Raw genomic sequence first — 19,127 nt, 5'->3', positions numbered from 1 at the left:
CCTGTCATCGCTACCAGCACGATAAAACAGGATAAGAAACCAAGCTGGGGAACATATCTGGCCACCACGGATCATGAGGGGAATCTCCCGCAATTGCAGGCAAAAAGCCGGGTGATGGCGGAAAACGGGCGTAAAGTGACGGAATCCGGATAAATAAATTGCAATCCAGCCGTCACATTAGCTTCATCGAGAATCCGTATCAGCGTCCGCAATATGAGAACACGAAGAGGAGAAAAAAGTGATCTCTCACTGCCGCCGACTGCTCGCTACGACCACTGCACTGGTCATCGCCTCCACCGCAATTGCCGCCGCTGAACCGAGCGCCGAGCTGATCGCCGCCGCCAAGAAGGAAGGTATGCTGACCACCGTCGCGCTGCCGCACGACTGGTGCGGTTACGGCGACGTGATTGCCGCCTTCAAGGCGAAATATCCGGAAATCACCGTCAACGAACTGAACCCCGACGCCGGCTCCGCCGACGAAGTGGAAGCGGTGAAGGCAAACAAGGACAATAAGGGCCCGCAGGCTCCTGACGTTGTCGACGTCGGTCTCGCCTTCGGTCCGCAGATGAAGGCCGAAGGCCTGCTGCAGCCCTACAAGGTCTCCACCTGGGACGAAATTCCTGACAACGTCAAGGATCCGGAAGGTTACTGGTACGGCGACTATTACGGCGTGATGTCCTTCTTCGTGAACAAGGACCTCGTCAACAACGCACCGAAGGACTGGGCCGACCTGCTGAAGCCGGAATATTCCGGTCAGGTGGCGCTCGCCGGCGATCCGCGCGCTTCCAACCAGGCCATCCTCGGCGTTCTCGCCGCCGGTCTTGCCACCGGTGCGAAGTCCGGCAAGGAAGCCGGTGAAGCCGGCCTGAAATATTTTGCCGATCTCAACAAGGCTGGCAACTTCCTGCCGGTCATCGGCAAGGCTGGCACGCTGGCGCAGGGCGCGACCCCGATCATCGTCGCCTGGGACTATAACGCCCTTTCCTGGAAGAAGACGCTGAACGACAACCCGCCGACGGAAGTCATCGTTCCTGAGAAGGGCGTTCTGGCCGGCGTCTACGTTCAGGGCATCTCCGCTTACGCCCCGCATCCGAACGCTGCCAAGCTGTGGATGGAGCACCTGTACTCCGACGACGGTCAGCTCGGCTGGCTGAAGGGCTATTGCCACCCGATCCGCTTCAACGCCATGGTCAAGGCCGGCAAGGTTCCGCAGGAACTGATCGACAGCCTGCCGCCGGCAGCAGCCTATGAAAAGGCGATCTTCCCGACACTCGAGGAAGTCGACGCCAACAAGGCTGCCGTCACCGGTGGCTGGGACAGCGTCGTCGGCGCGAACGTGAAGTAAACTGTTGAAAATGCACCCCGGCCGATCAAAAGCCGGGGTGCTTCTTTTATGATGTAGACCTTTATATACAGACCGTTTGAAAACGGCGTTTGGGGACAAGGATGCCATCAACCAACACCGGCGGACCATCCGACGCGGGCAGGAAACTGCCGCTGCACTGGATTGGTGTCGTACCTTTTGCCGTTTTTGTTTTACTGTTTCTGATTATGCCGACGATGAAGATCGTCATCGGCGCATTCCAGCATGCCGATGGCAGCTTTACGCTGGAAAATATCGCCGGGCTTTTCACCTCCTCCATCCTTGCGGCCTACTGGATTTCGATCAAGATCAGCCTCGCCTCGGCAGCTCTCGGCTGCCTGATCGGCTTTGCCGTCGCCGCCGCCGTGGTGCTGGGCGGATTGCCGCAGCGCATTCGCGGGCCGCTTCTGACCTTTTCGGGCGTCGCCTCGCAATTCGCCGGCGTGCCGCTCGCCTTCGCCTTTATCGCGACGCTCGGCCCGGTCGGCCTTCTCACCGTCTTCCTGAAGACACAGATCGGCATTGATCTGAGGTTGCTCGGTTTCAACATCCTGTCCTTCTGGGGCCTGACCGTCACCTATCTGTTCTTCCAGATACCGCTGATGATTCTCATCATCACGCCTGCGCTGGACGGGCTGAAGCGCGAATGGCGCGAAGCGGCGGAAATCCTTGGCGCGACCGGCCTGCAATATTGGCGCATGGTGGCCTTCCCCATCCTGTTGCCGTCGCTGCTTGGCACCATGTCGCTGCTCTTCGCCAACGCCTTCGGCGCGGTGGCCACCGCAATCGCGCTCACCGGCTCCTCGCTCAACATCGTGCCGATCCTGCTTTTCGCGCAGATTCGCGGCGACGTTCTCGGTAATCCGCATCTCGGTTACGCCCTTGCCTTCGGCATGATCGTCGTCACCGGCATTGCCAATGCACTTTACATCTGGCTGCGCGCCCGCAGTGAAAGGTGGCTGAAATGAAGCGTTTCTTCGCCTGGGGCGCGCTGATCTTCGGCCTGCTCTATTTCGCCCTGCCGCTGATCGGCATGACCAACTTCTCGCTGAAAATGCGGCGCGGCGAATATTCCTTCGACGCCTATGGCAAGGTGCTCACCGACCCGCGTTTTCAGGAAACCTTCAGCTATTCGGTGGTGATGGCGCTGTTCACCATCGTCTTCGGGGTTCTGCTGGTGGTGCCGACCGCCTATTGGGTGCGCCTGAAACTGCCGGGCCTGCGCCCCTATATCGAATTCATCACGCTTTTGCCGCTGGTCATCCCGGCTATCGTCATCGTCTTCGGCTATATCCGGCTCTATAACACCTCGAGCTGGCTGCCGCTGACCGGCACGAGCTTCGGCACCAACCTGCTTTTGATGTTCGGTTATGCCACACTGGCCTTGCCCTATATGTACCGCGCCGTCGATACCGGCCTCCGAACCATCGATGTGGCAACACTGACAGAAGCGGCGCAGAGCCTCGGCGCGGGCTGGACGACCATCCTCTCGCGCATCATCCTGCCGAATGTTCTGGTCGCCGTGCTGTCAGGTGCGTTCTTGACCTTCGCCATCGTCATCGGTGAATTCACCATGGCGGCCCTTTTGAACCGCCCGGCCTTCGGCCCCTACATGCAGCTGCTCGGTGCCAACCGCGCCTATGAACCGGCCGCACTTGCCGTGATTTCCTTCGGCATCACCTGGGGTTGCCTGGGTCTGATCCAACTCGTTTCACGCTACCAGAAGGGCGCGCCTCCCAAGGCCTGAGGACAATATTTCATGAGCTTTTTGACACTTAGCAACATCAAGAAATCCTTCGGCTCCGTGCAGGTCGTGCATGATTTCAACATGGCCATCGAAAAGGGCGAGTTCGTCTCCTTCCTCGGGCCATCGGGCTGCGGCAAGACCACCGTCCTGCGCATGATCGCCGGCTTCGAGACCCCGAGCGGCGGATCCATCGTCATCAATGGCAAGGACCAGACGGCGCTCAGGCCGAACCAGCGCAATATCGGCATGGTGTTCCAGGCCTATGCGCTGTTCCCCAACATGAATGTCTATGAAAACGTCGCCTTCGGGCTCAAAGTCGCCGGCAAGCCGAAAGCCGAAATCGACGCCCGCGTGAAGGAAATGCTCCAGCTCATCCATCTGGAACATCTGGCGGACCGTTACCCCTACCAGATGTCGGGCGGCCAGCAGCAGCGCGTGGCGCTCGCCCGCGCGCTCGCACCGAAGCCGGAAGTGCTTCTGCTGGACGAGCCGCTCTCCGCGCTCGACGCCAAAATCCGCGTGTCGCTGCGCGAGGAAATCCGCCAGATCCAGCAGAAACTCGGCATCACCACCATTTTCGTGACCCACGATCAGGAAGAGGCCCTGTCGATTTCCGACCGCATCGTCGTCATGAATGGCGGTCGCGCCGACCAGATCGGCTCCCCCTTCGATATCTACAACAAGCCCGCGACCCGCTTCGTCGCCTCCTTCGTCGGCACGCTGAACCTCATCGACGCCACCGTGGTCGATTCCTCATCCAATACCATCCGTGTCGGAGAGCAGCAGATCACCCTGCACAAGCCGGTCGATGCGGCGAATGGCGAAAAAATCACCCTTGCCCTGCGACCGGAAGCGGGCTCGCTCGGCAGCGATGCGAAAGGCGATGTCGCCATTTCCGGCCTCGTCACCTCCAGCCAGTTCCTCGGCTCCGTCATCCGCACCCGTCTCGATCTCGGCGGCTCGACCCTGTCTTTCGACATGTTCAACGATCCCGGCACAGCACCGCCCGCCGTCGGTGAGCAGGTGACGCTGAAATTCGCAGCCGGCGACCTGATGGTCATCAAGGACTGAAGCGCTTTTCCAGACGCAAAACCGCTTCGCCCATTTGCGGGACATGGTAGAGCAGGTATGACTTCGAACCTGCATACCAACCATGTGAGGCCATGATGCGCGCGCTTTTTTACGAACTGTTCGGCGAAACCCCGGTTGTTGCGTCCCTGCCAGATCCGGAACCAACCGATGGCGGCGTGGTCATCGAGGTCAAGGCGACAGGTCTCTGCCGCAGCGACTGGCACGGCTGGATGGGGCATGACCCGGATATTCGCCTGCCGCATGTTCCCGGCCATGAATTCGCAGGCGTGATCGCCGCTGTCGGCAAAAACGTCACCCGCTTCAAGACCGGCGACCGCGTCACCGTGCCCTTCGTTTCCGGCTGCGGCCATTGCCATGAATGCCGCTCCGGCAACCAGCAGGTCTGCGAGGCGCAGTTCCAGCCCGGCTTCACCCATTGGGGTTCCTTCGCCGAATATGTCGCCATCGACTATGCCGATCAGAACCTCGTGCATCTGCCTGAGACGATGAGCTACGCCACCGCCGCCGGCCTCGGCTGCCGTTTCGCCACCTCCTTCCGGGCCGTAACCGATCAGGGACGGTTGAAGGGCGGCGAATGGCTGGCGGTGCATGGCTGCGGTGGCGTCGGCCTCTCCGCCATCATGATCGGCGCTGGCCTCGGCGCGCAGGTCGTCGCCATCGACATTGCCGAAGACAAACTCGAACTTGCGCGGCAACTCGGAGCAACCGCCACCATCAACAGCCGCGCGGTTGCCGATGTTGCCGAGGCGGTTCGCGAGGTGACGGGTGGCGGCGCGCATGTCTCTGTCGATGCGCTCGGCCACCCGCAGACCTGCTGCAACTCCATCAGCAACCTGCGTCGGCGCGGCCGCCATGTGCAGGTCGGGCTGATGCTGGCCGATCACGCCATGCCCGCCATTCCCATGGCGCGGGTGATCGCGCATGAACTGGAGATTTACGGCAGCCACGGCATGCAGGCGTGGCGTTACGAGGACATGCTGGCGATGATCGAAAGCGGCAGGCTCGCGCCGGAAAAGCTGATCGGCCGCCACATCACGCTTTCCGAGGCAGCAACCGCCCTGCCCGCCATGGACAGCTTTAAGGAAAGCGGCATCAGCATCATCGACCGGTTCGAGTAATGCAGGCTCCTGAGACCGTCTGAGGTTTAGGGATTTCGCACCGCTCAGGCGCTCCTGCGTCCGAATGTCCGGACCGCAGTGGTTCCTCGGGCAGACGCATGGGGCGGCGATGCTGCCGGGATACGCGCCGCGTGATCCGTCTGGCTATCGCTCCATTGGCGGTTTACCAGCTGTTTCTTGCGGACCTCCAGCGGGTCGGGGATGTCCTCCTCCTGCCGCTTACTTCCCGCAACTGCGGATATCGTCGCCAGTCGAGAAATCCATCGCACTAGCTGCATGCCCTTGTGAACAAGCACAAAGATACCAGCAATTGCGACCGCTATAATAATCACGAGGTTCCAGGGCGCGTCGCTGCCCCTCGCCGCCCGCTCCATGCGGTCTTTTGTCGTCGGATCAAAACCAAGCGTCACCTTCAGCCTGGCGATATCCGCATCGCTGAGCCTGCTGTACCGCTCGCCACGATACAGCACATAACCGCTCCTATCCCCGCTGTTGAGATAACCAATGTCGAATGCTTCCCCGTCGCGAAGAAAAGGCTCGTTATCCGGCAGATCATAAACGAGATCGATTGTCTCGCCGCCGCCGAATCCGGGGATGGCAAAAAACCGGGACTTCCGCGCCTCAGCTTCGCTCACGAATATCGCGGAAAATAGAAACCCGACCGAAAAAAGCGCAATATGCTTCATTCACTCTCTCCAACAACAACGAGAATGACGACAACTGGCATTACTGAATTAATTTGAAGTTTATACTTAGGATAACATCTTAAATTTAAGATAAATATTGCATATATCTAATATTTATCGATTTATTACAAGAATGAACTGTGCTAATTTATAATAAAATGAACTTCGAACGATGCGGCATGACGTATCTCCGCCGACGCTGCAAACCATTGGCGCGAACAGCGCCCCACGTTAAGCCGCAATCACACGCAATTGCTTTGAGCATAGTGCCGCGATGATGCGACAGAGCGCAACGTCGGCGAACATGACGGATTAGATGCAAGGAACGCGACATGCTGTTTCTCGATAGCGTAACCATGAAGGAAACCCCGGATGGAGAGAATGGATATCCCTTCTCCGTTCCGGCGCTGCGCCATCTGGAACGCCTCGAATTCAAGACGCCGATCACCTTTTTTGCCGGCAACAACGGCTCCGGCAAATCGACGCTGCTGGAGGGGCTGGCGGCGGGAATGACGGCCTATGCCATCGGCAATCACGGCCAGGTTGCCGGCGATCTTTACCTTCAGCATGCCGAGACCGTGGCGAAGTCCTTCTATTTCGCCCGCAAGAAATATCCGAAAATCCGCATGTTCATGCGCGCGGAAGACGTGCTTGGTTATATTCGCCGGCAGAACGAGGATGCGCTGGACGCTTTTCGCTGGGAGCGGGAAAAGGCGCTCAAGAAGGGTGAAGACTTTCCGGAAGAAACCCCGGATACGTTTCGCAGGATCGTCAGGAACAATGTCATCGACCGGCGTTCGCATGGCGAAGGATTTCTCGATATCATGCAACAGCGGCTGCATGGCGCCGGCCTCTATTTTCTCGACGAACCGGAAAGCCCGCTTTCGCCGCAAAAGCAGCTCGAGCTGGCAGCCCTTATCCGTGACGCCGCCGATAGCGGCGGGCAATTGATTATCGCCACCCATTCGCCGGTGCTTTTGGCCATTCCCGAGGCGACCATCTATCATTTCGACGCGGACGGCATCACCGAGCGCCTCTATGACGAGCTGGAAAACATCAGTTTCCTGCGCCGCTTTCTTGATCGTCCCTCGAAATACCTGAGCGATTGAACGTCGATTAGGCTTGAAATCGCGCCGCGCTTGCCGCATGCCCATAAGTAATACGTAATTTAGAAAAGAAGCAGCCTCATGTCTCCCCCCACCACACCGGCGGCAGCCCGGCCCCTCAACGGTCAGGATTACAGAACTCTTGGCCTTTCGGCCCTCGGCGGCGCGCTGGAATTTTACGATTTCATCATTTTCGTATTTTTCGCCACCGTCATCGGCCATCTGTTCTTCCCGCCGGAAATGCCGGACTGGCTGGTGATGATCCAGACCTTCGGCATCTTCGCCGCCGGTTATCTGGTGCGGCCGCTGGGCGGCATCGTGCTGGCGCATTATGGCGACCGTTACGGCCGCAAACGGGTTTTCGCCTTCTCCATCCTGCTGATGGCGCTTTCCACGCTGGGCATGGCGCTGATGCCGACCTATGCCACCATCGGCGTCGCTGCCCCCATCCTGCTCATCGTCCTGCGCATGCTGCAGGGCGCGGCCATCGGTGGTGAAGTGCCGGGCGCATGGACCTTCGTTGCCGAACATGTGCCCTTCCGCCGCGTCGGGCTCGCCTGCGGGTTCCTCACATCGGGCCTTTCCTTCGGCATCATGCTGGGATCGCTGATCGCTTTCGCCATCAACTCGCTCTTCACACCAGAAGACGTGGCCGGTTACGCCTGGCGCATTCCCTTCCTGCTCGGCGGCATTTTCGGCCTCATCGCTGTCTATCTGCGCCGCTGGCTGGAAGAAACACCGATCTTCACCGAGATGAAGAAGTCGAAATCGCTGACGGACAAGCTGCCGCTCGGGCTGGTGCTGAAACACCATATGCGCGGCGTGGTCATTTCCGCCCTGCTGACCTGGGTTCTCTCGGCCGCCATTGTCGTCACGACGCTGATGACGGCCACCTTCCTGCAGAAGCTTTACGGTTATACCCCGACACAGGCGCTGGCCGGCACCAGCTTCGGCACGCTGTTCCTGATCTTCGGCGTCATCATCGCCGGTGCGCTGATCGACCGCGTCGGCTCCGGCATCTTCTTCATGGGGGCAAGCATCTTCTTCGGCATCGCCACCTTCACCTTCTACAGCTATGCGGGCGCATCGCTCGAAACCATGTTCGTGCTTTACGGCGTCATGGGCTTGTCGGTCGGCATGGCGGGTGCGGTGCCCTATGTCATGGTCCGCGCCTTCCCGGCCTCGGTGCGCTTCTCCGGCCTCTCCTTCGCCTATAACGTCTCCTATGCCGTCTTCGGCGGGCTGACGCCGATTGGCGTGACGACCGCACTTGCCATCAACCCCATGGCCCATGCCTGGTATCTGGTCTTCATCGCCGTCCTCGCCTTCGCGATCGGCCTCTATCTCTATCTGCGCGGCAGCGAGGTGGAGAGCCATGTCGGCATCGAGGAACTGGCGGCGTTGCGGTCTTAAACACCGACTAAATGCAAAAAGCGCGGGCAAAACCCGCGCTTTTTTATTGAATGGCAGCACACCGAACATCAGGCAGCGCTGTCGATTTCCTCCGCGCCGTTCGTCGGCACATAGTTGAGGACAGGCCCTAGCCAGCGCTCCACCTCTTCCACCGGCATGTCCTTGCGGCGCGCATAATCGAGAACCTGATCGCGCTCCACCTTGGCGACACCGAAATAATAGCTCTCGGGATGGCCGATATAGATGCCGGAGACGGAGGAGCCCGGCCACATGGCATAGCTTTCCGTCAGCTCCACACCCGCCGCATTGGTGGCGTCGAGCAGGGCGAACAGCGTCTTCTTTTCGGTATGATCGGGCTGGGCGGGATAGCCGGGGGCCGGGCGAATACCGGCATAGGCCTCGCCAATCAACTCCTCGCCGGCAAAAGCCTCGTCCGGTGCATAACCCCAGAACTCCTTGCGCACCCGCTCATGCATGCGCTCGGCGAAGGCTTCCGCGAAACGGTCGGCCAGCGCCTTGACGAGGATTGACGAATAATCGTCATTCGCCCGCTCGAAGCGCTCGGCAATCGCCACTTCCTCGATACCCGCCGTCACCACGAAACCGCCGACATAATCGGCAACGCCGCTATCGACAGGCGCGACGAAATCCGACAGCGCCACATTGGGGCGACCGTCGCGCTTGGAAAGCTGCTGGCGCAGCGTGAAGAAAGTCGCCAGCTCTTCGCCGCGGCTTTCATCCGTGAACAGCCGGATATCGTCACCCACGGCGTTGGCCGGCCAGAAGCCGATCACCGCCCGCGGCCGGAACCAGTTTTCCTCGATGATCTTCTTCAGCATCGCCTGCGCATCGCTGTAAAGCTGCCGCGCCGCCTCGCCCTGCTTTTCGTCATCGAGAATGGCCGGGAAACGACCCTTCAATTCCCAGGTCTGGAAGAACGGCGTCCAGTCGATGTAACGGGAAAGCTCTTCAAGATCGTAAGTCTCGAACACCCTGGTGCCGAAGAATTGCGGCTTGACGGCGCTATAGCTCGACCAGTCGATCTTATGCGCATTCTCGCGGGCGCGGGAAAGCGGCAGGCGCTGCTTTTCGCGCTCATTGCGGGCATGCGCCTCCGCCACCTTGGCATATTCGCTGCGAATGCCATCGATATAAGCGGGCTTCTGCTCGGCAGAGAGAAGCGCCGACACGACGCCTACCGCACGCGAAGCGTCGGTCACATAAATCGCCTGCCCCGCCTCGTAACGCGGATGGATTTTCACCGCCGTATGCACACGGCTCGTCGTCGCGCCGCCGATCAACAGCGGAATGTCGAAACCCTGCCGCTCCATTTCGGCCGCCACATGCACCATCTCGTCCAGCGACGGGGTGATGAGGCCGGAAAGGCCGATCACATCCACCTTTTCGGCAATCGCCGTTTCGAGGATTTTCGTCGTCGGCACCATGACGCCGAGATCGATGATCTCGTAATTGTTGCAGGCGAGAACGACACCGACAATGTTCTTGCCGATATCGTGCACATCGCCCTTCACGGTGGCCATCAGCACCTTGCCGGCGGCACTGCGCTCTGCCCCGCCATTCAGGCGCTTTTCCTCTTCCATGTAAGGAAGCAGCACGGCAACCGCCTGCTTCATCACGCGGGCGGATTTCACCACCTGCGGCAGGAACATCTTGCCGGAACCGAACAAGTCGCCGACCACATTCATGCCCGCCATCAGCGGCCCTTCGATGACGTGCAGCGGACGGGCAGCCTGCTGGCGCGCCTCTTCCGTATCGGCCTCGATATAATCGGTAATGCCGTTGACCAGCGCATGTTCCAACCGCTTCTCGACGGGCAGTTCGCGCCAGGAAAGATCCTGAACCTTGGTATCTTTGGCGCCCGTGCCACGGAAGCGCTCCGCGACCTCCAGCAAACGCTCGGTCGCGTCGTCGCGGCGGTTCAGCACCACGTCCTCGCAGGCCTCACGCAGTTCCGGATCGATATTGTCGTAAACCGCAAGCTGCCCGGCATTGACGATGCCCATATCCATACCGACCTGAATGGCATGGTAGAGGAACACGGCATGCATCGCCTCACGCACCGGCTCATTGCCGCGGAAGGAGAAGGACAGGTTGGAAACGCCGCCGGAAATATGCGTCAGCGGCATGGTTTCGCGGATGGTCTTAGTGGCTTCGATGAAATCCACACCGTAATTATTGTGTTCCTCGATACCCGTCGCAACGGCAAAGACGTTGGGGTCGAAGATGATGTCTTCCGGCGACAGGCCCGCCTTCTCGGTCAAGAGCTTGTAGGCGCGCGAGCAGATCTCGACCTTGCGCTCGTAAGTATCGGCCTGCCCGACCTCGTCAAAGGCCATGACCACGACCGCCGCACCGTAATTATGGACGAGCCGCGCCTGCTGGAGAAACTTCTCCTCGCCTTCCTTCAGTGAAATCGAATTGACGATCGATTTGCCCTGAACGCATTTCAGGCCGGCCTCGATGATCTCGAACTTGGATGAGTCGATCATGACAGGCACGCGGGCAATATCCGGCTCGGCGGCGATGAGGTTCAGGAACTCCACCATCGCCTTTTCGGAATCGATGAGACCCTCATCCATGTTGATGTCGATGATCTGCGCGCCGTTTTCCACCTGGTCGCGGGCGACAGCCAGCGCCGCCGTATAATCACCGGCGGTAATGAGCTTGCGGAAGCGAGCCGAGCCGGTGACGTTGGTGCGTTCGCCGACATTGACGAAGGGAATGTCCTTGGTCAGCACGAAAGGCTCGAGGCCCGAAAGCGACATGAAAGGCTTGTGCTCGGGAATTTCGCGCGGCTTGTAACCTTTGACAGCCTCCGCAATCGCCCGGATGTGCTCCGGCGTGGAACCGCAGCAGCCGCCGACGATGTTGACGAGACCGTCGCGAACGAAGCCCTGAACCTGACGCGCCATCATCTCCGGCGTTTCGTCATATTGCCCGAATTCATTCGGCAGGCCGGCATTCGGATAGGCGCAGACGAAGGTATCGGCCACGTCAGACAGTTCCTGAAGATGCGGACGCATGGCGTCGGCACCCAGCGCGCAGTTCAGGCCGATGGTGAAGGGATTGGCGTGGCGCACCGAGTTCCAGAAGGCCGAAGGCGTCTGGCCGGAAAGCGTGCGGCCGGAAAGGTCGGTAATCGTGCCGGAGATCATCACCGGCAGGCGGATGCCCTTAACCTCGAAACGCTCCTCGCAGGCGAAGATCGCCGCCTTGGCGTTCAGCGTATCGAAGATCGTCTCGATCAGGATGATATCGGCCCCACCGTCGATCAGGCCGTCGATCTGCTCGCCATAGGCGATACGCAGGTCGTCGAAGCTGACGGCGCGATAACCGGGGTTGTTGACGTCAGGCGAAATCGAGGCCGTCCGATTGGTCGGGCCGATGGCGCCCGCCACGAAACGGCGGCGGCCATCTTCCCGCTCGGCGCGCTGGGCAGCGCGGCGGACAATCGCTGCGCCCTCGCGGTTGAGGTCGTAGACGGCGTTTTCCATCTCGTAATCGGCCTGTGCGATGCGCGTCGACGAAAACGTGTTGGTTTCGAGAATATCCGCACCCGCCATGGCGTAGCGGTAATGGATATCCTCGATAGCGTCCGGCTGGGTCAGGATCAGAAGGTCGTTATTGCCCTTCTGGTGACAGGCACAGCCGATAAAACGATCGCCACGAAAATGGTCTTCGTCAAAACCCAGCCCCTGGATCTGCGTGCCCATGGCGCCATCGAGAATGAGGATGCGTTCGCTGGCGGCAAAGCGCAACGCCTTGAAAATTTCCGCGCCGTCACGCTTTGCCCCTTCAGGGCCGAACAGATCGTCAAACACGGGCACACTCCTCATTTCGATTTGCAAGATCGCAAGCCGTCAAGTCACATAAAGATATGTTTATGTCAATATATCTTCAAGGGACAGGCATGGCTTTGCGCAGTTGCAGCACGTTACGAAATATCGCTGACAGATGACAGGTTTATACGGCAAGGATATAAGCCGAAGCAGCAAACCGCATGGAGGACGAGAATGCCCGAGGACGATCACAACAGCCGCAACTGGAACACCCTGCCCTGGCATCGCCAATGGCTGGTAAAACAGGCCGAGGGACTTTTCGATTTCTTCCAGTATCGTGCCGTCAATACCGCCGGCGGCTTCTTCGATCTCGATGCCAAAGGCGCGCCGTTGCAGCCAAACGACCCCGTGCGCGGCATTCACGCATCCGCCCGCATGGTCCATTGCTTCTCCATCGGCCACCTGCTCGGGCGTCCGGGCTGCGGCGATATCGTCGACCACGGCGTGACCTATCTCTGGAACAGGCACCGCGATGGCGAGCATGGCGGTTATTTCTGGCAGGTGAACGATGCCGGCCCAGTGGACGCCACCAAGCAGGGTTACGGCCATGCCTTTGTGCTTCTGGCCGCCTCTTCCGCCAAGACCGTCGGCCACCCGCTGGCCGACAAGATGCTGGCCGATATTACCGAGGTTCTGGAAACCCGCTTCTGGGAAGAAAAACACGGCGCCATCGCCGAGGAATTCCATCGCGACTGGTCGCCTATCGAGAATTATCGCGGCCAGAACTCCAACATGCACCTGACCGAGGCGCTAATGGCGGCCTATGAGGTCACCGGCGACAATAGTTACCTCAGCAAGGCGGAGCGCATCGCCGACCTCGTCATTCGCCGCCGCGCCGGCGAGCTGGACTTCCGCGTGCCGGAGCATTTCGACGAGAACTGGACGCTCGATAAAGAGTATCGCGGCAACGAAATGTTCCGCCCTTCCGGCTCCACCCCCGGCCACTGGCTGGAATGGGCGCGCCTCATCCTGCAATTATGGGTGCTGGGCGAGCGCCGCCATGACTGGATGCCGGTGGCCGCAAAATCGCTCTTCGTGCAATCCATGGCGCTCGGCTGGGACCGGGAAAAGGGCGGCTTCTTTTATACGCTCGACTGGAACGACAATCCCGACAAGCGGGCAAAGCTCTGGTGGCCCATGTCCGAGGCGGCGGGCGCTGCCCACTTCCTCAACGAGAACCTGCCGGCGGACAACTTCTATGAAGACAGCTATCGCCGCATCTGGAGCACCATCGCCAACAATTTCATCGACCATGAGAATGGCGGCTGGCACGAGGAATTGACGGAAGATCTGGTTCCCGCCCACACGCTGTTCCCCGGCAAGGGCGATATCTACCACGCGCTGCAGGCGTGCCTCATCCCGCTTTTCCCGGCGACGGGAAGCCTGACGAAGGTGATCAGGGAAAGCGGCGGGGACTATTGAGGCGCGTTGCGGCCAATAGCCCCTCTGCCGTCATGCTCGGGCTTGTCCCGAGCATCTGCAACCTATCCGCTGAACGCAACGTGGTTGGATCCTCGGCACAGGGCCGAGGATGACGCCGCGTATAAAGCAATCCTCAAAACCCGATGGTTTCCTCGAAATCGTCCCAAGACTGGTACATTTCATAACGCCCGATACCCGGGATCGGCACATGCCCGTAATAGGGCGAAAGCTGAAACTCTGCGGCCGCCTCGCTCTTGCCGGCCACAGCCGCCACATAGATGGCGGAGGCGAGCCCGGTGCGGTTGGCGCCATGTTCGCAATGGATGAGGATCGGTTTTTCCGCATTGCGCAGCACGGCCGCCAGCGTTTCCGAATCTTCCACCGAGACCTTTTCGCTTGAACTCAGCGGATAATCGACAAGCCGGATACCGTTGTTCTTGGCCGCAAGACTTTCGGCATCGTACCAGCCTTCGCGCTTTTCATCGCGCAGGTTGATGATCGTCTTGATGCCATAAGCCTTGGCGTAGGCCGCGATGTCCTTGCCGCTCGGCTGGGCCGAACGATAAAGCTCTCCGGGAATGACTTCGTGAAAATTTCCGGTGAGCTGGCCGATGCCCATATGCGCACCCGCCAGAACCGGCAGGGCGACAAGGCCGATGGCGGTTATTTTCAGAAACTTTAGAACAATACGCAAAACATCAACCCGCGACATTCATCGAATGGAGGGGGAGATGGCATCGCAAATGGACGAAAACAAGTCAGCGACTGCCCCAGCCGGTTCCCGTGCGGACGATAGGAATTCACCCATCCGCCCGAAAGCGCTGTGATGCAGGGATTTTCCGGCCGCCGCTCACCGGCACGAAAATTTTCAAAATGCCGTGATAACCGGCAGCCGCACGAACCGCTCAGTCGAATTCCGCAGAAATGACGGTGACGCGCCATTCCAGCCGTTGCGGCTCCACCCTTTCATTGTTGCGCATCCGGAACGCCCGGCAGGCCGAGAAAGTCTCCCCGGCCTCGATCCGTCTTTCGCTCACCTGATAGGGATCGAAGGAAACGGAGGCACGGAAGGCCGGTTCGAACCCTTCGAGCGTATAGGTCAGCCGCTGTACGGCGACATTATTGTCGTTGCGGAAGCTGACGCGGATCGGCAATGCCGCATCCGGGCAGGCCGCATCGAATCCGGCGCTGGCGACAATATGGTCGAGCCGCTGGTTGCCGCGCCACCAGTCATAAATCACAAAGGCGGCGGTGGCCGTCCAGATCAGCAACAGGCAGATGACGACGGATTTGAGATGCCGCGGAAATGCAATGAGGGTGAGAAGAAGAACGGCGCTGAGAACGGCTCCGACAATCACGTCGCCCCTCCTCCGCTAAAATAAAGCCTCATGCGATCTCATCCTCCCATGCCCTTTCCGCCCGCAACGCCCTCCTCGCCGGGAGGTCGCAACGGTGTAGTCTCAACCGCAGCTTATGCCGCCGGCGATGCGGCGAAAAGCATCGGCACCGCCATAGTCTACCACAACTCTATGGTCGCGCCCTGCGCTGTCAAGACAACCAAGCGTGACGTCGGCCAGCCGCCCTGCCGGACTTTTGACGAAATGGCGAAGGGAACCAAACACGGCCAAAGACGTTCGCCGCATCAGAACAGCATGGCGGGGCGATAAAAAGCCGCGATCCGGGGCAAGACGGCCAGCAAAGCCGGGAGGACACGAGCGCCTCTTGGAACCGCCGAACCCCGACCCATATTAAAAGCAGCTAATCTATGCTATGGATGTCAGTCAGCTCAGGGAGAAAAACGATGAAAACGCTGATCGTAACGTCACTCCTGGCCCTGTCGGCCAGCACCGCAATGGCCGCGGATGCCGTCTACGAAACGCCCGCACCTCCGGTCGCGCAGGAAACCCTGCCAGTCTTTACCTGGTCTGGCCCCTATCTTGGTATTCAAGGCGGCGCGGGCTGGGCGAATGGCGATTTTTCGGCGGGCGGCCCGGTCGCCTCGGATAATTTCGACGGCGGCATTCTGGGCGCCTTCGTGGGTTACAATTACCAGTTCGACAATAATCTGGTCCTCGGCATCGAAGGCGATGTCGATTATAACTGGAACGACAATGACTATGCGGGCACCGAAATCGGCACCGACTGGCAGGGCTCCGTTCGCGGCCGTGTCGGTTATGCCTTCGACCATGCCCTGCTCTATGCCACCGCCGGCTGGACCGCGACACGCGGCTTTATCGAAACGCCCGGCGCCGGCAAGGACAGCACCACCTTCAACGGCTACACCGTTGGCGCGGGTCTGGACTATGCCTTCACCGACAATGTGTTCGGCAGGCTGGAATATCGCTACAACGATTATAGCGACAAGGACATCTTCGGCATCAACACCGATGTCGACCAGCACACTGTGAAGGTCGGTCTCGGCGTGAAGTTCTGATCGCGACCAATCGATTTCGACAAAAAGCCCGGCCACCCGCCGGGCTTTTCCGTTACTGAAAGGCTGAACCGGCTCAAATTCTTACATTCTGAATTCAGAAAAATATGAACTGTGCAGAAATGGAATATTCACAGGCCGTTCACCCGTCCCGTGCCATGATCCGGGCATAATGAGCCTCTATCTCCCGAAGCAGGCTTATGGAGTAGCCCCGATGAAAAAGATAATTCTTTCCACTATTGCCGCGCTGGTCGCCACCGGCAGCATTTTTGCATCCTATGGCACCGCTGCCGCGCAGGACTATCCCTATCGCCCGCGCTATGACCGTGGCTACGACCGCGGCGGCCCACCCCCGCCGCCCTATCGCGAACACCGCCGCCACAATGACGGCGCAGCGATTGCCGGCGGCCTCGCCGCAGGCGTCATCGGCGGCCTGATCGGCGGCGCCATCGCCAACAGCAACAACGGCCCGCGCTACTACGAACCGCCACCGCCGCCCCGCCCCCGCTGCTGGTTCGAAGACCGCCGCGTTCCCAATTCCTATGACGGCGGCTGGCATACGGAAAGTATGCGGGTCTGCAACTGACATTAAAGCTTTCTCGATCCGGCTTGCCCCATCGGCACGCCGGATCGGCGCCGATGCATTCATTCCGCAGCCGGACTTTGCCATCGGCATAGCAGAGATCACGCCAGACGTGACAGAAGCGCGCTCGCGAAGAGTCGCAAAACATCCCAAGCAATTGATCTTGAAAGAAAATGGTGGGCCCGGAGGGACTCGAACCCCCAACCAAGCGGTTATGAGCCGCCGGCTCTAACCATTGAGCTACAGGCCCTTTTCGGAAAAACCCGTCCGAAACACCGGTTTCGCAATGGCTCGAATCCGGTGGGTCACGCTCTAACGTAATTTTTTGAGCCCGACAAGCCAATGATGCTTTCGCAAAGCAGTGCCGCCGTATTAGCTACACAATCTAAGGCAATACCCTTCAAAGGGACTCAATCAACGAGGAAACACCATGAAGACAAAAACGGCCCGCCTTTTCGCACTCACCGCAATGACCGCAGCAGCCATGATGCCGCTCGCCGCCCAGGTGTCTGCGCAGGAGGCTACTCCTCGCGAAGCCACCATCAGTGTTTCCGGTGAAGGCCAGTCGGCCATTGCCCCCGATATGGCGATCCTGTCCTTCAGCGTCGTCAAGCAGGCGGAGACCGCGGCTGCGGCGCTGACCGAAAACTCCAAGGCGCTTGCCGATGTTCTGAAGGCGCTAAAAGAGGCCGCCATAGAAGACCGCGACTTGCAGACCAGCAATTTCTCGGTGCAGCCGCTCTATAAGCACTATGAACCCAAGGATGGCGTCTATGTCGCGCCCGAGATCACCGGTTATCAGGTGTCCAACGGCCTGACCGTGCGGGTGCGCGACCTGAAAAAGCTCGGCACGATCCTCGATACCTCCGTCAAGCTCGGCATCAACCAGGGCGGCGACATCACCTTCACCAATGACAAGCCCGAAGCGACGGTGACCGAGGCCCGCAAGCTGGCCGTTGCCGATGCGCTGGCCAAGGCGAAGACGCTGACGGAAGCGGCAGGCGTAAAGCTTGGCCGGGTCATTCAGATCAGCGAAAACTCGCAGCGCCCGATGCCAATGCCGGCGGGCATGATGCGCGCTTCGATGGCGAAGGAAGCCGACAGCGTTCCGATCGCTTCTGGCGAGAACAGCTATAGCGTGGTTGTCAACGTCACCTTCGCTCTCGAGCAATAAGATCGGCGGCGGGCGGCGCCTCGGCGCCGCTCGTGTGCCGTCTTGCGTTCAGCCACTCACATAAACCGAAATAAAATGCCCCTCGCCTGCCTTTCCGGACAAGCGAGGGGCATTTTTGATCCATCTGCCGTACGGGGATATCGGCAGATCGATAAGGTCGCTGCTGTTAGCGGCGGATGACGGGGCAGCCGCGCTCATTGGCGAAGACGACGCGGTCACGGCCGCGACGGTCGAAGCCTGCAACCACGACACGGCGCGGCGATACATCGACGACACGGGCGCGGCGAAGGCCCATGCGGCTCGCTTTTTCTTCCGCAAGCCACGGCGAGCAGCCACGGCCCGGGCGATCCGGACGACCCCAGCCGGGACGATGGCCATAGCCATCCTGAACCTGAACTCTGAACTGAACATCCGAGCCTGCGGAAGCCGCTGGCGCAGTAAAAGAAATTCCACCGAGGGCGATGAGGGCAGCCAGGCCGGCTTTTGCGAAGGTGCTGAACATGAACTCACTCCGTTTGTTGCTTTGCCGACAGGGGAACATCCCCCGGCGATTGACGAGACCCTAGACCCGCCCGCCTGAATATCAGCAGAACCGAATGTTCAGCAGGCGTTCAGGGAAGTTAACGCGGAACGCCTCGATCCGGATCCGAATATCACGGCGAGATATGCAGCACGATTTCGCGCCGATGCGGCTCATCGCGGTGTTCGAAAAGATAAAGGCCCTGCCAGGTGCCGAGCACGAGCCTGCCGTCGCTGATCGGCACGCCGATGGAAACCGTGGTGAGCGCCGATTTGATATGGGCGGGCATATCATCCGGGCCTTCGAGCGTGTGGATGATCCAGCGCATGGATGGATCGTCGGAGGGCGGCACGAGACGGGAGAAAAACACCGTGAGATCGCGTCGCACATCGGGATCGGCATTTTCCTGGATAAGCAGCGAGCAGGATGTGTGCCGGACGAAGATCGTCAGCAGGCCTTCTTCCAAGCCGGCGTGGCTGACGAATGCCTTGGCCTCGGATGTGAATTCGTAAAGACCCTGCCCCCGTGTGGCGACGATCATTTTTCTCTGCGGCACATTTTTTCCTTCAACGGGTTGGAACAAAATCGGCGCTGCCAACGTTTCAGCATGTC

Annotated in this window: 17 protein-coding genes and 1 tRNA gene; 11 read left to right on the top strand and 7 right to left on the bottom strand. The window is 59.8% G+C overall.

Features of this window, described 5'->3' with window-relative positions; all coding sequences use genetic code 11:
- The first annotated feature begins 238 nt into the window (after positions 1 to 238).
- The 5 genes from ACQZ5N_RS09215 to ACQZ5N_RS09195 all read left to right on the top strand — a co-directional run bounded on the left by ACQZ5N_RS09215 (position 239) and on the right by ACQZ5N_RS09195 (position 5,320).
- Positions 239 to 1,345, top strand: coding sequence for an ABC transporter substrate-binding protein (locus ACQZ5N_RS09215; protein ID WP_142779501.1), 1,107 nt, complete (start codon positions 239 to 241; stop codon positions 1,343 to 1,345).
- Between the two features lie 101 nt (positions 1,346 to 1,446).
- Positions 1,447 to 2,331 carry an ABC transporter permease gene (locus ACQZ5N_RS09210; RefSeq protein WP_020813650.1) on the top strand — a complete coding sequence of 295 codons (885 nt, stop codon included), beginning with the start codon at positions 1,447 to 1,449 and terminating at the stop codon, positions 2,329 to 2,331.
- Positions 2,328 to 3,110 carry an ABC transporter permease gene (locus tag ACQZ5N_RS09205; protein ID WP_003522814.1) on the top strand — a complete coding sequence of 261 codons (783 nt, stop codon included), beginning with the start codon at positions 2,328 to 2,330 and terminating at the stop codon, positions 3,108 to 3,110. Before ACQZ5N_RS09210 ends, ACQZ5N_RS09205 begins: the two co-directional genes overlap by 4 nt.
- Before the next feature lie 12 nt (positions 3,111 to 3,122).
- Positions 3,123 to 4,181, top strand: a complete 1,059-nt coding sequence (locus ACQZ5N_RS09200) for an ABC transporter ATP-binding protein (protein ID WP_035261250.1) — start codon at positions 3,123 to 3,125, stop codon at positions 4,179 to 4,181.
- A 95-nt stretch (positions 4,182 to 4,276) separates the two neighbouring features.
- A complete protein-coding gene (locus tag ACQZ5N_RS09195) occupies positions 4,277 to 5,320 on the top strand; it encodes a zinc-dependent alcohol dehydrogenase family protein (RefSeq protein WP_425647042.1) in 1,044 nt (347 codons plus the stop codon).
- 44 nt (positions 5,321 to 5,364) lie between these two features.
- Here ACQZ5N_RS09195 and ACQZ5N_RS09190 read toward each other — a convergent pair whose 3' ends face one another.
- The gene (locus ACQZ5N_RS09190; protein WP_448732742.1) at positions 5,365 to 6,006 is read right to left on the bottom strand and encodes a hypothetical protein; all 642 of its coding nucleotides are present in this window, start codon (positions 6,004 to 6,006) and stop codon (positions 5,365 to 5,367) included.
- Positions 6,007 to 6,338: 332 nt separating this feature from the next.
- On the opposite strand from ACQZ5N_RS09190, the gene ACQZ5N_RS09185 reads away from it, so the two are divergent.
- Together ACQZ5N_RS09185 and ACQZ5N_RS09180 are read left to right on the top strand one after the other, a co-directional pair.
- A complete protein-coding gene (locus ACQZ5N_RS09185; RefSeq protein ID WP_269829099.1) occupies positions 6,339 to 7,115 on the top strand; it encodes an AAA family ATPase in 777 nt (258 codons plus the stop codon).
- Between the two features lie 78 nt (positions 7,116 to 7,193).
- Entirely contained in the window at positions 7,194 to 8,525 is a 1,332-nt protein-coding gene (locus ACQZ5N_RS09180) for an MFS transporter (RefSeq protein WP_448732741.1), read from the top strand.
- A gap of 68 nt (positions 8,526 to 8,593) precedes the next feature.
- Here ACQZ5N_RS09180 and metH read toward each other — a convergent pair whose 3' ends face one another.
- Positions 8,594 to 12,367: a methionine synthase gene (gene metH / locus ACQZ5N_RS09175; RefSeq protein WP_448732740.1), complete on the bottom strand. Its 3,774-nt coding sequence runs from the start codon at positions 12,365 to 12,367 to the stop codon at positions 8,594 to 8,596.
- Between the two features lie 192 nt (positions 12,368 to 12,559).
- Between metH and ACQZ5N_RS09170 the strand changes: the two genes are divergently transcribed.
- Positions 12,560 to 13,807 (top strand): AGE family epimerase/isomerase, encoded by a 1,248-nt coding sequence (locus tag ACQZ5N_RS09170; RefSeq protein ID WP_448732739.1) that lies wholly within the window; start codon positions 12,560 to 12,562, stop codon positions 13,805 to 13,807.
- Between the two features lie 133 nt (positions 13,808 to 13,940).
- Here the strand turns inward: ACQZ5N_RS09170 and ACQZ5N_RS09165 are convergent, their stop codons facing one another.
- Together ACQZ5N_RS09165 and ACQZ5N_RS09160 are read right to left on the bottom strand one after the other, a co-directional pair.
- Positions 13,941 to 14,501, bottom strand: a complete 561-nt coding sequence (locus ACQZ5N_RS09165) for a dual specificity protein phosphatase family protein (protein ID WP_003522823.1) — start codon at positions 14,499 to 14,501, stop codon at positions 13,941 to 13,943.
- Positions 14,502 to 14,712: 211 nt separating this feature from the next.
- Positions 14,713 to 15,165, bottom strand: a complete 453-nt coding sequence (locus ACQZ5N_RS09160; protein WP_448732738.1) for a hypothetical protein — start codon at positions 15,163 to 15,165, stop codon at positions 14,713 to 14,715.
- A 443-nt stretch (positions 15,166 to 15,608) separates the two neighbouring features.
- Between ACQZ5N_RS09160 and ACQZ5N_RS09155 the strand changes: the two genes are divergently transcribed.
- Both ACQZ5N_RS09155 and ACQZ5N_RS09150 read left to right on the top strand, forming a co-directional pair.
- Entirely contained in the window at positions 15,609 to 16,241 is a 633-nt protein-coding gene (locus ACQZ5N_RS09155) for an outer membrane protein (protein ID WP_003522825.1), read from the top strand.
- Positions 16,242 to 16,452: 211 nt separating this feature from the next.
- The gene (locus ACQZ5N_RS09150; protein ID WP_035261012.1) at positions 16,453 to 16,824 is read left to right on the top strand and encodes a hypothetical protein; all 372 of its coding nucleotides are present in this window, start codon (positions 16,453 to 16,455) and stop codon (positions 16,822 to 16,824) included.
- Between the two features lie 171 nt (positions 16,825 to 16,995).
- Here the strand turns inward: ACQZ5N_RS09150 and ACQZ5N_RS09145 are convergent.
- Positions 16,996 to 17,071, bottom strand: a tRNA-Ile gene (locus ACQZ5N_RS09145).
- A gap of 180 nt (positions 17,072 to 17,251) precedes the next feature.
- Between ACQZ5N_RS09145 and ACQZ5N_RS09140 the strand changes: the two genes are divergently transcribed.
- Positions 17,252 to 17,995, top strand: a complete 744-nt coding sequence (locus tag ACQZ5N_RS09140) for an SIMPL domain-containing protein (protein ID WP_059756550.1) — start codon at positions 17,252 to 17,254, stop codon at positions 17,993 to 17,995.
- Between the two features lie 166 nt (positions 17,996 to 18,161).
- On the opposite strand, the gene ACQZ5N_RS09135 is transcribed toward ACQZ5N_RS09140, so the two are convergent.
- Both ACQZ5N_RS09135 and ACQZ5N_RS09130 read right to left on the bottom strand, forming a co-directional pair.
- Positions 18,162 to 18,497, bottom strand: a complete 336-nt coding sequence (locus tag ACQZ5N_RS09135; protein ID WP_080851285.1) for a hypothetical protein — start codon at positions 18,495 to 18,497, stop codon at positions 18,162 to 18,164.
- A gap of 151 nt (positions 18,498 to 18,648) precedes the next feature.
- Positions 18,649 to 19,071: a secondary thiamine-phosphate synthase enzyme YjbQ gene (locus ACQZ5N_RS09130; RefSeq protein WP_035260980.1), complete on the bottom strand. Its 423-nt coding sequence runs from the start codon at positions 19,069 to 19,071 to the stop codon at positions 18,649 to 18,651.
- Positions 19,072 to 19,127: the final 56 nt, after the last annotated feature.

The organism is Agrobacterium sp. 22-221-1, from assembly GCF_053522445.1.
The sequence above is the reverse complement of the archived record's forward strand: the minus strand, read 5'-3'. Positions and strand labels throughout refer to the sequence as shown.

Bases quoted from the DNA above. Each gene is read 5' to 3' on its own strand.
- ACQZ5N_RS09210 (WP_020813650.1), top strand. From the start codon at position 1,447: ATGCCATCAACCAACACCGGCGGACCATCCGACGCGGGCAGGAAACTG.
- ACQZ5N_RS09205 (WP_003522814.1), top strand. From the start codon at position 2,328: ATGAAGCGTTTCTTCGCCTGGGGCGCGCTGATCTTCGGCCTGCTCTAT.
- ACQZ5N_RS09200 (WP_035261250.1), top strand. From the start codon at position 3,123: ATGAGCTTTTTGACACTTAGCAACATCAAGAAATCCTTCGGCTCCGTG.
- ACQZ5N_RS09195 (WP_425647042.1), top strand. From the start codon at position 4,277: ATGCGCGCGCTTTTTTACGAACTGTTCGGCGAAACCCCGGTTGTTGCG.
- ACQZ5N_RS09190 (WP_448732742.1), bottom strand. From the start codon at position 6,006: ATGAAGCATATTGCGCTTTTTTCGGTCGGGTTTCTATTTTCCGCGATA.
- ACQZ5N_RS09185 (WP_269829099.1), top strand. From the start codon at position 6,339: ATGCTGTTTCTCGATAGCGTAACCATGAAGGAAACCCCGGATGGAGAG.
- ACQZ5N_RS09180 (WP_448732741.1), top strand. From the start codon at position 7,194: ATGTCTCCCCCCACCACACCGGCGGCAGCCCGGCCCCTCAACGGTCAG.
- ACQZ5N_RS09170 (WP_448732739.1), top strand. From the start codon at position 12,560: ATGCCCGAGGACGATCACAACAGCCGCAACTGGAACACCCTGCCCTGG.
- ACQZ5N_RS09155 (WP_003522825.1), top strand. From the start codon at position 15,609: ATGAAAACGCTGATCGTAACGTCACTCCTGGCCCTGTCGGCCAGCACC.
- ACQZ5N_RS09150 (WP_035261012.1), top strand. From the start codon at position 16,453: ATGAAAAAGATAATTCTTTCCACTATTGCCGCGCTGGTCGCCACCGGC.
- ACQZ5N_RS09140 (WP_059756550.1), top strand. From the start codon at position 17,252: ATGAAGACAAAAACGGCCCGCCTTTTCGCACTCACCGCAATGACCGCA.
- ACQZ5N_RS09135 (WP_080851285.1), bottom strand. From the start codon at position 18,497: ATGTTCAGCACCTTCGCAAAAGCCGGCCTGGCTGCCCTCATCGCCCTC.